The sequence below is a fragment of the Prosthecobacter dejongeii genome (assembly GCF_014203045.1).
In the GTDB taxonomy this organism is placed as follows: Bacteria; Verrucomicrobiota; Verrucomicrobiia; order Verrucomicrobiales; family Verrucomicrobiaceae; genus Prosthecobacter; species Prosthecobacter dejongeii.
In genome coordinates this window covers 203,997-218,464 of record NZ_JACHIF010000007.1, presented here as the reverse complement: position 1 = coordinate 218,464, position 14,468 = coordinate 203,997, and the positions used below count along the sequence as shown (strand labels likewise).

The 14,468-nt window shown below is 53.0% G+C and carries 9 protein-coding genes; 1 reads left to right on the top strand and 8 read right to left on the bottom strand.

The features are described from left to right. Nucleotides 1-323: 323 nt before the first annotated feature. Nucleotides 324-1,628: a DUF1501 domain-containing protein gene (locus tag HNQ64_RS16630; RefSeq protein ID WP_246431080.1), complete on the bottom strand. Its 1,305-nt coding sequence runs from the start codon at nt 1,626-1,628 to the stop codon at nt 324-326. Between the two features lie 214 nt (nt 1,629-1,842). Between HNQ64_RS16630 and priA the strand changes: the two genes are divergently transcribed. Continuing rightward, a complete protein-coding gene (gene priA, locus HNQ64_RS16625; protein WP_184210643.1) occupies nt 1,843-4,236 on the top strand; it encodes a replication restart helicase PriA in 2,394 nt (797 codons plus the stop codon). 6 nt (nt 4,237-4,242) lie between these two features. On the opposite strand, the gene HNQ64_RS16620 is transcribed toward priA, so the two are convergent. The 7 genes from HNQ64_RS16620 to hflK all read right to left on the bottom strand — a co-directional run bounded on the left by HNQ64_RS16620 (nt 4,243) and on the right by hflK (nt 14,420). Next, nucleotides 4,243-6,480, bottom strand: coding sequence for an alpha/beta hydrolase family protein (locus HNQ64_RS16620; protein WP_184210641.1), 2,238 nt, complete (start codon nt 6,478-6,480; stop codon nt 4,243-4,245). 102 nt (nt 6,481-6,582) lie between these two features. Further along, complete coding sequence (locus HNQ64_RS16615; RefSeq protein WP_184210639.1) at nt 6,583-7,581, bottom strand: hypothetical protein; 999 nt, start codon at nt 7,579-7,581, stop codon at nt 6,583-6,585. Nucleotides 7,582-7,633: 52 nt separating this feature from the next. Continuing rightward, nucleotides 7,634-8,332: a glycosyltransferase family 2 protein gene (locus tag HNQ64_RS16610; RefSeq protein WP_184210637.1), complete on the bottom strand. Its 699-nt coding sequence runs from the start codon at nt 8,330-8,332 to the stop codon at nt 7,634-7,636. Between the two features lie 65 nt (nt 8,333-8,397). Further along, complete coding sequence (locus tag HNQ64_RS16605; protein ID WP_184210635.1) at nt 8,398-9,441, bottom strand: phosphodiester glycosidase family protein; 1,044 nt, start codon at nt 9,439-9,441, stop codon at nt 8,398-8,400. Between the two features lie 51 nt (nt 9,442-9,492). Beyond that, nucleotides 9,493-12,339 carry a PD-(D/E)XK nuclease family protein gene (locus tag HNQ64_RS16600; protein WP_184210633.1) on the bottom strand — a complete coding sequence of 949 codons (2,847 nt, stop codon included), beginning with the start codon at nt 12,337-12,339 and terminating at the stop codon, nt 9,493-9,495. Between the two features lie 6 nt (nt 12,340-12,345). Beyond that, on the bottom strand, nt 12,346-13,401 hold the full coding sequence (gene hflC / locus HNQ64_RS16595) for a protease modulator HflC (protein WP_184210631.1): 1,056 nt from the start codon (nt 13,399-13,401) through the stop codon (nt 12,346-12,348). Next, a complete protein-coding gene (hflK, locus tag HNQ64_RS16590; protein ID WP_184210629.1) occupies nt 13,398-14,420 on the bottom strand; it encodes an FtsH protease activity modulator HflK in 1,023 nt (340 codons plus the stop codon). The genes hflC and hflK overlap by 4 nt, the downstream gene beginning before the upstream one ends. Between the last annotated feature and the right edge of the window lie 48 nt (nt 14,421-14,468).

Sequence of the window (14,468 nt, the reverse complement as noted above, 5' to 3'; positions counted from 1 at the left end):
TGCGGGCAAGTCCGAGTTTCGGCGCGTGGTGCAACGCCAAAACAAAAAGAGTAAGCGAACGCAACGAGGCGAGCTTACTCCACTTTGAATGGTGATTAAAAACGAGACGGAATTAAGGCTTGCGCGCCGTAGGGGCGGGCTTCGGCTTTTCCTTCTTTGGCTTTTTGACTTCTTTTTTGTGAGCGTTGTTGCCTTTAGCCATAATGTGAAAGGGGTTGTTGTAACCCTTGGGGCTTATTGATAATCGTCTATAGGATGAATGCAAGTGCTCGCATCAAATGCGTGAGTTCTTCCTAGCGGCCATACGCTGAAGAACACGGCAATCAAGCAATCACTTCCCGGATGACTTTGCCGTAACTGATCGGCACAGGACGATTCGCCACATCATGAACTTCTGTATCATGTCGAATGCCTAACAAATGATACATGGTCGCTGCGAGGTCATCTGGCTTCACAGGTTTTTCTGCTGGATATTCGCCATTTTTATCTGAGGCACCATGGACGAAACCACGCTTCACACCGCCTCCTGCCAGAAGAGCGGTGTAACACTGAGGCCAGTGGTCGCGACTGATGTTTTTATTGATCTTAGGGGTGCGTCCAAATTCACCGACCCATACCACCAGGGTCTCATCCAGCAAACCACGATCATCCATGTCATTGAGGAATGTGGGCAGTGTCTGATCTGTCATCGGCATGTGGTAAGCATCAATGATGGGGAACATTCGGGTATCATTGAATCCGTGGGTATCCCAGCCTCCGGAGGTTGTGCTCTGCCCACCAATACCGGGGGCAAAGTTGACCGTCACAAACTTGACTCCGGCCTCGACGAGCCGACGCGCCATGAGGCAGCTTTGTCCATAGGCCGTGCGCCCGTAAGCATCACGGATTTTTTCGGGCTCTTGGGAGAGATCGAATGCAGCCCGCAGCTTCTCACTGTGGAGCATGGAAAGCGCTTTTTCGTAATATCCCTCAATGCCCTGGGCCTCGGCCGAATGGTCCATGAGTCGGGTCTGGGAATCCACAAGCTTTTGCAACTCCCGCCGGGCTGTGAGTCGCTCATAGCTGATGCCCGAGGGTAGGCTCAATTCTGGCAGTGCAAAATCGGGAGCGCTAGGATCACGCAGCACAAAAAAAGGATCATGCTGCTTGCCCAGGAAACTAGCACGCTGCCCTGGGGTAAATGAGCCATCGCTCACAGTCCACGGGAAGCTGGCAGCAGTGGGGATCTCCCCTCTGCCTGGAGCTAAACGATCCACCACGGAAGCATAAGCAGGAAAAAGATCTGGTGAATCTTTGAGGCGTTGATCGTCACTCGGCGGGGCATGACCACTGAGCGCGTAATAACCCGCGCTATTGTGATTCTTCATCGTGTGATGCATGGACCGGATGAGCGTCACCTTATCCATGATCTTGGCCGTTTTGGGCAGACGATCTGAAACGTAAATACCGTCCGCGCTTGATTTGATGGGTTTATGAAAGCCTCGAATTCCCTCTGGGGCATCCGGCTTCATATCGAAGGTTTCCAGATGACTCGGCCCACCCCACTGAAACAGGAACACCACCGACTTCGCTCTCGCGATCATTTTCTCCGTCACCACCGCTTCACTCGCACGAAGGATGCGCGGCATCGTCAAACCTAACATTCCTAGACCGCCAGCCGAAAGCAACCGACGGCGCGACCAAGGTGCAGGAGAACAAGAACCAACTGGATCTAAAGCCATGTTAGAACTACGTAGCGAGGCTAGGCTTTGTTGCGAATGAGAAATTCTTGGTGCAGGCTAACTTCCAACTATAATCCTCCGTGCAAACCGGAGGGATCCGTGGTTCAGAAAGGAGCCTCTGATGCCTGACCACCCAGCCAGTTCCGTCCGCCCCGCTGCCCAGTCTTTGTTTGACTTGGGCATGCCACGCTTTGGGGGAGAGGATTCACCTTCCCTACAGATGGCGCAGCGGATTGCCCGCGTTCAGATTGAGACCGCTGCCGCGCTGGAACTGGACTATGCCATTCCTGAAAAGTTAGAACGCCAGATCGGCATCGGCACACGTGTCATGGTGCCCCTGCAACATCAGCGCGTTTCGGCAGTCGTGATTGAGCTCCTAGAATCCACCGAGTACAACGCGAAGTTAAAGGAAATCGCCTCCTTAGTAGGCTCTCGCCCCATGTTTACTCCAGGGCTCCTCAAACTCGCCAATTGGATCGCCGAGTATTATGTGGTGCCAGTAAACCGTGTGCTGCGCACAATGTTGCCGCAAGCGGTGCGGGAAAAGCCAGAAACCTTTCTCACCGACAGCCATCTCAAGCTGGCCAAAGAACCGCCCCCGGATGTCTTTGAAAAGCTCCATAGCACGGCCCCCATGCAGGCTCGCATTCTGGAAAAACTGCGCAGCAATGGAGGCGAGGCCACCCTCAGTGAATTGCGACGAGAACTGCCTCGTGCGACAGCCATCATTAAACCCCTTCTCAAAGCGGGTTGGATCACACGCAGTGAGGTCCGAGTGGAAAGAGATCCGTTTCAAACCGAGGAGTTTTTACCCAGCCAGCCTCTGACCTTCACTGAAGAACAAAAGATCGCGTATGAAGCTATCATCGCTGCACTGGATGGAAAGGTGAAGGGGGAAGCCGATACTTTAGCGAAAACTCCACGCCCAGAACTGCGCACTCATCCCACTCTATTGCTTCATGGCGTGACTGGAAGTGGCAAAACTGAAGTGTATCTGCAAAGCATCGCCGAGGTGCTCAAGCGGGGGCAAACGGCCTTGGTGCTAGTGCCAGAAATCAGTCTTACCCCTCAAACGATTGAGCGTTTTAAGGCTCGGTTCTCCGCGCAAAAGGATGCCATTGCCGTCTTGCACAGCCATCTCAGTGATGGCGAGCGGCATGATGAATGGTTTAAGATTCACGAAGGCCGTGCCCAGATTGTCATTGGTGCTCGCAGTGCCATCTTTGCCCCCTTGGATAATCTCGGTCTCATCATCGTAGATGAAGAGCATGAGCCCTCTTATAAACAGGAGGATGCACCGCGCTATCACGCTCGTGATGTCGCCGTCGTCCGGGGCCGGATTGAGCGCTGTGCGGTCCTGCTAGGCTCTGCCACGCCCAGCCTGGAGTCGTTTCAAAACGCCACCACCGGCAAGTACGAACTGCTCCACATGACCAAGCGGACTGATGGCAAGTCCATGCCGCTGATCCGTATTGTGGACATGCGTCTGGAACGACGCAAAGGCACTGAGGTTTCCTTTACCAACACGGGTATCCTGTCACAAAAACTGCGCAATGCGGTCAATGACCGATTGGAAAAAAAGGAACAGACTATCCTCTTCCTCAATCGTCGTGGTTTTAATACCAGCCTGGGTTGTGTCTCGTGCGGTGAGACGGTACAGTGTCAAGAATGTGCCATCCCGATGACTCTGCACAAAAAGGACAATCGGCTGGTCTGCCACATCTGTGGTGCCCGGCGTGTGCCCCCAACCAAATGCCCGAGCTGTAAGGAACCTGGGCTCAAGTATTCAGGCTTTGGAACGGAACGTGTGGAGCAGGCGGTGCGGGAAGTCTTCCCGCAAGCCCGTATGGCCCGGGTGGATACAGACACCATGCAGCGCAAGAATCAGCTGCGCGATACTCTCAAGGATTTCCGCGCCCAGAAGCTGGACATCCTCATTGGCACCCAGATGATCGCCAAAGGTCTAGACTTCCCAAATGTTACCCTGGTGGGCGTCTTGAATGCGGACTCGGCTCTGAATCTTCCTGACTTTCGCGCAGCCGAGCGTACTTTTCAACTCTTGGTCCAGGTAGCAGGTAGAGCAGGCCGAGGCGAAGTGAAAGGCGAGGTCTTTGTTCAAACTCATGCCCCCCACAGCCCAGCCATTCAATTCAGCCGTCACAATGACTACGAGGGCTACGCCGCCCAGGAGTTAGAACACCGTTTAGCATTCAAGTATCCCCCCTTTGCTCATATGGTGCTGATCAGTGCACGCGGCAAGCATGAAGCTCAGGCCGAGTTCACTCTGCAAACCCTGCATAAACGGCTGGAGCAGGACTTGCCAGAGGGCACCATCATGGGCGAGCCCACTCCCGCTGCACTGGCGAAGGCCCATGGGCAGCATCGCTTTCAGTTGTTGCTGCGGAGTGATAAAATCCGGGCATTGTGTGCCCATGTTAAACGGGTGGTCGAGGGGCTGACTGTCCCCTCTGAAATCTATGTCAGTTGGGATGTGGATCCCATGAATGTGGGGTGATCAAATCTAGCGATGTGGATCACCTAACCATTGATGTAAAAATTCAAAGGTTCCTACACCATGAATGGTGTGAGGTCCGTCAAAGTGCTCAATAACCGTGCGGTTGCCGATGCCAATCTGGTCGTACATCTGGCGAATCTTGGCATACTCGTAGTTCACCCATTCATCCACTCCTACACCGTCTTTATGACCACGTTCCACCATGAAGGGACGTGGCGCGATCAAAGCGCCCATTTCAGCATAATTAAAAGTGCGCCCCAGATTCCATTCCCAGATCTCATATTCGCCGGTAAAAACATAACTCAACGCTAGATCTGTGGTTGCACACTTCCGCACCCATTCATTGAAGTCTCCTGAGCAAATGCTGAGACAGTAATCTGTAAGGACTGCAGGAGTGCGCATTGCACTCTTACCGCCGTAACTGAGACCGTAAAAAGCGATCTTGTCCGGCCTCGTAAACGACTGGCTTTTCAGCCATTCTAGAATCCGCTGATGTTGCCCGTTGATGACTGAGTAAAGGGATTTTCCCAGAGGATTCAACTTCCGTTGAAGTGAACGAAAAGCATCACGCCCACGATAGGGATTATGGGGGGCAAAGACTATGTATCCTTGCTCGGCCAATCTCAGTGCAAAGGCTTTGTAGGCTTTCCAGGCCGCAGAATTCTCATCTGTCTCAAAGCAATGCTCCGGCAGCCCCTCCAGGCCATGCTGGCAAACAATGACGGGACGTTTTTCACACGGTTTCAGGGACTTGGGCAAAGCCAGCCACCCCCAAGCAAAGACATCGGACCAGACATCCAGGGTCACCTCATGAATCACGACCTCCCCAACTTCTTTGATCATTCGACTGCGTGGATTTATCGGTACATCAGGATCAGGAAACCGGCCGATTACCTGAGACCAAAACCGTTCACGCTCCGTAGCGATGTGTTTTTCAAACGCCGGCACTGAGAACAGCGACAGCTTCTTCCAAAAACCATTTTTGCGTTCTCCCTCGGTAGTCACCAGCAAGCGCTGGGTGAACACTTCCAATTCACGCACTTGCTCCCGCTGTGCCATCATTCGTCCGGGTGGAATGCTGGGAAGCGAATCCTTGGACGATGATGTCATACCAGTCATCATCGCAGTGGCAGTCTCATCCGGGAAGAGATGCGCGACGATATCCGAATTGTCACTCTTCGCATCATACAGACGTGCCCAATCGTGAAAAGCTGGTACCAACTGCCTCGCCCTTTCCATTTCTTCCTGAACAGCACTTAATGAAGGCATCGTGATGAAACCAGGCGCAGCCACATTCCGCTGGCCAGGAGCCGCGACAGGCGGCCCCTTAATTTTGGGGAAACCAGCATACTGAATGGCCAGGTGACGAGGCGCGATGAGGGAGGCTAACTCGGCATCACCAAACTCACGCAAGAGACCAAAGACATTGCGATAGATGGGTTCCTGCCAAAGCCCTTCACGAGGCCCAAAGTGCCCCCACACATAGATCGAATCGATGCGGGAATCCAAAGCCCCAGCATATAGCGCCAACAGGCCACCTTCACCAAATCCAGCCACGCAGACAGGTCGTTGATCTGGCTGATTTCTGAACCAATCTACCAGAGATAACACCTTCTGCAGTTCATAGCCCAGAACATGCCGCCCTAAAATAAACGACTGCCTGTAAATCCATTCACGGTGGGGAAGATTGGTCGAGATGCCCAAACGTTCACTGCCGGAGTAAGACGAGTCGCGCGAGATTAACATGGGGATGACAATTTGTGCCCCCGCATTCACCAGCATTGCATCCAGCATCTTTTCAGGAGGAGTATCCGCATCTGGCAAGCAAATGATTCGCGATAGCACAGCCCCTTTGGGCTGAATCAACAGTCCCTCTCCATGGACGCCCTCAAAAACTCTCCATCGCACTCTAGAAACCGTCACTGTAGCAGACTCCAAAACGACGGCAGAAGTCTGTGTATCACTCACGAAATCCAACGCAGAAATAGGCAAACGAGGATCCACCACCCCCAAGATTTCCTTTAACCGCATTCGGTTAGGCTGCACAGAGACCTCATAAGCTGAAGGAGAGGTGAAATCACGGTTCCAGTAGCTAGCGCGCTTTTCTTTGGCCAGTTCGGTCTGCCGTAGAAGGAAACGATCTATCCCCTCCACCATCGCAGCCGAAAAATCACGCTGGGGCTCCAGCGGAGCAGTGCCAGGAAGCTGTAGAGCCAGGGCGGCCAATAGAGTGAGCGTTTGCATGGAAGTGTCCTGGTGAAGATGATCCAGCAGAACAAACGTCGCTTAACGCAGAGACTCACAGACAATTCACAGACATACGCACTCCTGGCTCAGAGCCCGCCTTCACTTCCACTCCGGCTGACGGCGGTTCAGACACTCACTGAGCCAGCGAACCAATTCATCCACAGCCTCGTGCTTTTTCTTCAAAGCCGAGAGGGACTGCCAGTCAATCCGCTGGCGAGGTGCCGCTACGGTGATTTTCTGAATGCGCAGTTTTCCCTGCACAATTTCAAACTCAGCCGCACTCATGGTGCGCAGATCACTTGCAGTAGGGAGTTCATCCAGTTGGCTGCCATTGATCCCCAAGGTGCTTATGCCGACGCCAAACTGGTTTCCTAGACTGCGTAGTGCATCCACCAGCGCTTCGTCATTGAGAGGCTCGGCAATCACCAATTCACTCTGTAGGGTCCAGCGAGTCGCACTCAGAGCTTGGAAGAATTGAGCCGTATAATTGTCCAGGGTCAGCCCCATTTTGAGTTGAACACCACTTAGCCCTACTTCTGGCCCTCCCAAGTGACGACGCAGATCCAGCATGCCTGAATCAAATCGGGTCACTTCATCAGCCCCCGTTTCCAGATCCCACTCGGCAGTCACGAGGTCCGGGATGTCCCACAGCCCGCGTTCATCCAGCGGTGTACTAGCGCGACCATTCAGGCGGAAAGGATAATGAGAGCGCAAAAGGCAAAGCCGCTCGTAAATGGCCAGCAAACGCTGAAAACGAGATTGCACTGAATCTCCCTCGATTTCCCCGCCAAACAATAAACGTCCCGTGCCATGAGCCTGTGCAGGTTTACTCAGGCGCTGATAGTACCCCTGCCCTTGATCCACCTTCGCAATGGGCGAGGTCGAATCATAGCTTAGAATGGAAAAATGATAACGCAGCGTGGCATCGCTGTAATCATCGCCTAAGCGCAGTCGCACCAAGCGGATGAGCTCAGTGCCTTTAATAGCCTCCTCGGGATCATCAGGTAAGATGTCCGGGAGGATGTGTCGAAGTTGTTCGCGCAGGTTCATTCCAGCGAAGGGATCTGAAGAGGCTGGAGAATGCAAGAGGCGGACCATGTTGGTCAAGATGGAAAGCGAGAAAGAAAAAGTTATCGTCTAAGCCCAAGCCTCAGCTTTTGATCTGGTAGCGAGTGCGGCGGCTATTCAGCCAGCGCACGCCAAACATATCACAGGTGGCTCTCCAGGCCCGATTACCAAATCCATATTTGCTGACGCCATGCACACGGGGGCGATGATTTACTGGCATTTCAGTCACGCGAAAGTCCATGTTACGGATGAGCGCCGGGATGAAGCGGTGCATGCCATTGAACAGTAACAGAGCTTCACGGCACTCCTTGCGCATAACCTTCAGCGTGCAGCCTGTGTCACGGACGTGATCGCCGATGAAGCGTGAACGAACCCCATTTGCAATCCGACTTTGCAGGCGCTTGAAAGGAGTGTCTTTGCGTTTGGCTCGGTATCCACACACCAAGTCAAAACCCGTGTGGAGTTTGGCGATCATCGCCGGAATATCCGAAGGATCATTCTGCAAATCGCCGTCTAGCGTCACGATGACATCTCCATAAGATTGATGAATACCTGCATGCATAGCCGCGCTTTGGCCGGCATTTTTGGCAAATTCCAGTAATCTCACCCGTTCGTTTCGGTGCACTCGTTGTACCGTTGCATCGGTGCTTCCATCATCTACCAGCACCAATTCGTAATCCATCCCCGCAAGAGCGGAGGCGATTTGAGTCTGGAGTTCGACAACGTTGTCCTCCTCATTGTATAAAGGAACGACGACAGAAATAGCGGGTGACGAAGGCATGGTGCGTGCAGCCCTCATCCATCCCGCGCAGACTTAACGTGGCAAGTGGAGATTTTCATGACGGGTCAAGGAGCCAAGGGTACCCGAATAATATTGGGGGCACGGCGACGCGCTCCAATGAAGACCGGGGAAAGCTGCCGTTCAAACCACCGATGCTTGATGTTTAGCAGCGTATTGAGCGCTGCAAAGTGCCAGGGACCATCCTCTGTGCGGATGCTATACTGCAATGCCCTGCCGCCATCCAAAAGGGTTGCGTGCTGCACTTCTAGCTTTCGTGCAATCTCCGTCACTTCAGCCACATTCATCACTCCCCCATCCCCAGAAACGATGAAAATAATGGAGCCATCCTTTTTCATGCCAGCCAGGGACCGGTAGCTGATCTTAGATCCATCAAAAAACTGATCTGGCTTCATAGAAACGTAAGAGAACGTGGTGTGGTTTTTCATCACCGAAGGGTATCCCTGAGTTCCTTCCTCCACAGGGCCCGGCACATCATCCAGCAGTGATTTAGGGCCGAAATAAGGACGCCCAGCTTTGACAAAAAAACAGCCGCTCCACTCAGGGAAAGCTCCATTCACCTGCACTCCTTCATGCCAGACCCACCCTAGAGGCTTGCCTTTCGGATCACGAAAATTTGCGGTGATGGAAAACCACAGGTTATCCGCCTCCATTCTCCGCGCTGCTGTGGTGCCTGCAAACTTAGGCTGCGTTTCAAAACTGGTCATGAATTCAAAATGCTCCGGTGCAAAAGTGACGACATGGATTTCCGCTCCTAGAATTTGGTGCGCTACTTTGGCCAGCACACCGCCTTCACGTCTCACCTTGAGCGTGCACCAGCGCATGCCCAGTTCTGCATGACGCTCGATCAGGCTTTGACTGATTTCAGCCGCCGTGATTTGAGGAGCTGCTTTCCACATTCCCCGTCCACTCTGAATTAACAAAGGCTCTTTAGAATCTCTTATTGTCAAAGCAACAACGTTGCTATCTAAGTTAAAAAAGGCCACTCCTCCCAGCCATAGCAAGACGCAAGCAGCCAGCGCCAGGAGCAGCAGCGTCTTGAGGCAGCCTCGGTATTTTGCAGCCTTCTTTTTCACGGGGGAGACCTTCATGATGCGCTGAATTTCCGCTGAGTCAAAGAATCCGACAAGACTCAAATAAAGTCAGTCCTTCTGCCCCTCGGTTAATGAAAAAGACTCAGGTGGCCTTGGGCCAGTCCAGGCGATGCTTCCCGTCATATCACCCAAAAAGAGCGGATCGAATGAACGACTGTAAGCTTTCGCTGCTGGTGGCCAAAACAAGCCGTCGCGGAGGCGACGCACGATCTCTGCCGCACAGGCCAAGGCATGATCCACCCACTCCTCACTGAAGTTTTTCCAAGTCAGCACCTTGGTTTCCTGAACACTTTTAGGCAGGGTGAAATAGCCTACGCTGTCAGGGCGTAATCCCTGCTGCTGAAGCACCGCTGCATATAGCGGCAGTTGTAGATCTTTCCATTGGTAGCGACTCCCATCTCTCAACTCAAAACACTTCCATTCATCGCTTTCCAGAATTTGGCTACGGCTATTCAGTTTGCGCACATGCGCCTCGAGTGGATCAGATGCCTTGTCAGCGGTTTTGAAATCAATCACACGTAGATGGCCGCTCAGCTGATGACGATCAATGCGATCTACTTTGCAACTCAACCGGGCACCTTCAATCATCAAGGGGGATTCAGGATTAGCCACCCACTCCGCAGCATAAATCATCCATCCTGCCGCACGCTCCGCTGCCTCCGTTTCCGCCGCATGCCTCAGACGCTGCTTTAGACTTTCTAACTGGAGGTGAATGAGAGGAGCTGGTCTTTTACCATAGAGCTGATGAGCCTGCTCCACAGCTGTTTCAATCAAGAAATCAGCCAGCGCACCTGCATCTGCACTCAGTTTCATCTGAGCATGCACGGCAAGTTTTTGAAAAGCATGGTGGGCTAAAGTACCAAACTCATTGGGAGCCAGTTCTCGTTTGCCCACTTCCGTCTCTTCCATACGTAACTCATGGCTCAAATAATCGCGAAACGGGCACTCTAGGTAGGATCGGAGGCGAGAGGGGGAAATCGTCTCAACCTTCGATCGCATCACTTTAGGAGTCAATTTCCAGGCCAATGTTCGGACAGGCTCTTGCGCTTCCGTTCCGACAGATTCTTCCTTGGGGAAAAGATGCGTCACACGCTGAGGCAGAATGGCATCGTCACAGAGAAAGAGCAGTCTGGAGGGCCGCAGGGCATCGCCCCGCTCGCTCCATTGACCACACATCACATGCAAGTTCCCTCCAGAGACTCTTTGTTCCGTCAAAGCAGCTAGCGTGTAAGCATCACGGGCAAATCGAGTCGCCTGGCAAGGGAGCCCTAGCTGCTGCCGCACACGATCTGGCAGAAAAGGATGCGCGATGAGAATGCCAGGAACATGCTCTTCATTCACGCCAGCGATCACGAGATTTGGTGAAGGTTCCCAGAGTAATTCGAGCCATCCTTGCAAGACCAAATCAATCTCGCCACGAGGCTCAGAAAGTGAAGCCCGCGACAAAGCCTCCAAGGAAAGCGCCAGGGCCTCTTCCGGGTTTGGAGTTAACCCAAAACGAGCGATTTCCGACTCAATCTCACGGCAACAGCCTAACCAAGCATCTGCCAATGACGTGGTGAGTTGATCCTGAGGAGCATCAGGAACGAAATCTCGATCACCATAAAGTAGGATGAGCAACGCGCGTGCCGCCTGAGGCAAAGGTGAATCTCGAAACTCCGCCACTAGAGCAAGCGCTGCGTCCATCACAGGTTTCAGCAACTGAATTTCGTCTGGCCACAGCTTCCCGAGTTCTGCCGCATGATCCAAGGTGACAGGCATGTGCATCAAAGCAAAGTCGTCGGCCTCCCTGAGCAACTTCATCCCTTCCGCCTTTTTCCCCATCCAGGCACTTCTGACCTCGGGCACCCGCAGCAGAGTCGCAAAGGATTTCCATGAGCGAGAACTCACGAGTGTCAGCATTTGTGCCAACACATGCCAAAGCCCTACTTCGGTAGGTGCCGCTCCCCCAGGCTCAAAGACACGGACTCCTTCCAGCGAAAGTTTTTCCTGTAAAACCGCCCCTACTTCTGAATCTCCCACTCCAACAGCCACCCTACCCTGAGGCGCGAGATCTGCTAACAGTCGGATCGTTTGAGCCGCTTGCGCAGAGGCATCGTGATGGAGATGCACTTGATCGTGAGACAGGGGCACCGTCACGTTAGCATCCTCTCCCCAAAAAGAAGGCAGCGGACGACCAATCTCATCGAAAGTGTGTGCAAGTTCTTCTGGAGCCTGTACCGCCACCGTCACAGGCACCTCACAGGCCTGCACCCAACGCCCGAAGAGAGGCAGCAGATCTGGTGAGGCCAAAACCACCACACGTTGCACTCCCTCAGGTAACTGGGGTTTCTCAGCCCCATTCGACTTCAGAGACTGCGCATCCACCAAGCCCACCTCTGCAAGCTCCTGGTGGTATAATGCTTCGATCACTGCCAAGTCATCCCAGCGTGAGCTATCTTGATTCACCCGCTGGCCGACGGTCGCAAATGTCTGCCCTCCTGCACCTAACAAAGTATTGAGTTCAGAAAGCAATCGCGCCATTTCTGACTGCCATCTCCAGCCGAGATCTTCTGGCAGGACCGGGAACAAGGACTTGAGCTGGGCTAGGTCCACCTTTTTGACAGCCTTCTGCCATGCCATCTGAGACTGAAGTGGGGAGGCCGCCCATTTTCTAGCAGCCACCGGCAACAACGCCTGCTCCGCTGTCCATACCCAGGGAACTAAGGCCCCAGGCTGATTTGCACGTGCCAGCGCTTCCTTGATCCTACGACCCGCCTCTGAAGTGGGCACGATCAATAGTGTATCTGCCAGATCCAGCGCCGTATCTCCCGTGCGTTCACGCATGAGATAACTCACAGCTTTATCCAAGACGGGGGCCTCCCAGCCCCAAAAATGGCGTATCAGAATCGCCATGACTTTTTATTGGGGGTTAGCGACGTCTAAAAGCGTCGGCAGATTTTTCAAAGGATCGTCACTCGCCGAAGCAGGCATCAATTTACTGGGACTCGGCACAGGTTTCTCTGGTGATTTAAGATAACGTAGAAAGTCACTGTCCGTGCTCAGAACCAGACTTGTATCAGGCGTCAGCACCTTCTTGTAAGCTTCCATGGTTTTAAGAAACTCGAAAAGTTCCCGTGATTGAGGCGTGGCATCGTAAGCTTTGGCATAGATCTCCGTGGCTTTCGCGTCCGCCGCACCTTCCACTTCCTGCACTTTTCGGTAAGCCTCTGACTGAATCAGCTTCAGGTCTCTTTCACGCTGGCCCAGAATCTTAGCGGCCTCCCCTGCTCCTTCGGATTTGAATCGCTCAGCGATCTGTGTTCGCTCACTAACCATGCGTTGGTAAATGGTCTGACTCACCGATTCGTTGTAGTTAATGCGTTTGAAACGGAGATCCATCAACTCAATGCCAAAGCCTGCCATTTTAGGAGAAGCATTCGCAAAAATTTCTTTTTCCAGTTCTGACCTACCTTTGGCGATCGGAGGCAAGTTGCCAATCCGTGCATCCGCGATGGAGGTGCCCACATTCGCATCTCGGGCCACTTTGCGGTCTTTCGTGGAACGCACAGCTTCGATGAAATCATGCTTTGCAATCACATTGCGGGTTTCACTTCCCAAGATGTCTGTAAGGCGAGACTGGGCACCACGTTCATCACGCAGGTTTTCAAAAAAAAGGCGCGGATTCGTGATACGCCAACGGGCAAAGTTATCGACCACGATGTACACTTTATCCTTGGTGGGCATATTGGCGGGTGGGCCATCCCATTCCACAATGCGCTTTTCAAAACGATTTACCTTCTGGATGAAAGGCATCTTCACATGCAGTCCAGCCTCAGTAACGGTTTCACCTACGGGCTTGCCGAATTGAGTGATGATGACCTGTTCCGTCTCACTGACCGTGTAGAAACTAGCCGTGCCCAGAACGTAAGATGCAAAAAGGGCGATGAGGGCGAGAAGAGAAAAAGCAGGTTTCATCGGGAAGAGCGAACGGGGTTTGGTGCAGACGCGGGCTGATTTTGCTGCAAGTGCATGAGAGGGAGAAACTGCGGCACACGATCATCCACAATGATTTTACCAGGGATCGTTGGCAGCACTTCACTCAAGGTTTCCAAGTAAATGCGTTTTTTGGTGACCTCGGGCGCTTTTTGGTACTCGGTTAAAAGGGCTGTAAATCGGGAGGCGTCACCTTCGGCTTCATTCACTCGCTGTGTCGCGTAACCCTCAGCTTGGCTGATGCTCTGCTCGGCCAAGCCTCGGGCTTCAGGAATGACGCGATTATACTCGCCGTTCGCTTGGTTGATGGAGGATTCCTTCTGCTGCTGCGCTCGGTTCACTTCATCAAAGCTGTCCTTGACCTCAGCAGGCGGATTGACATTGCCAAGCTGGATCTGGTCAATGCGAATCCCCATCTCCAATGCATGGACGATCAGTTGCAATCTTTCCAAAGCTTTAACCTCAATTTCTTGCCGGCCAACAGTGAGAACTTCGTCAATGGAACGATCACCGATGATTTCACGCATGACTGCCTCTGACATATCTCGGAGGGTAGCCTGAGGCTCAAGGAAATTGAAGACGTAGTCACGTGCATCTTCGATGTGAAATTGTACCACCCATTCGACGACAGCCGCATTTAGGTCTCCAGTGACCATGTTCTTCTCCTTTTCCATCTCGGTGTAGTCCTCATTGAACTGGTAGGCATTGGTCGCCCCAGACGTGCCGTAACCGAACTCGAGTTTGAGCTGACGGCGAATTTCCACCTGGGTAACTTGATCCAGCCCAAAAGGAAGTTTGAAGTTGAGGCCAGGTTGAGTGGTGTCCAAATACTTACCAAAACGCTGCACCACCCCCACCGAGTTAGCAGGCACCTGATAAAAGCTGGACAGCATACCAATGCCCACAAGCAGAGCCAAAACGCCCATGAGAATGCGGCCAGGGTTAATCTTGAGGTTGGAGGAATGGGGAAAAGGGAGACTGGGAGGTCTGGAAGCAGCCATGCCTCAGATTAAGGGGGACCCTCGCTCAGAGCAAGCCCCCATCCAACT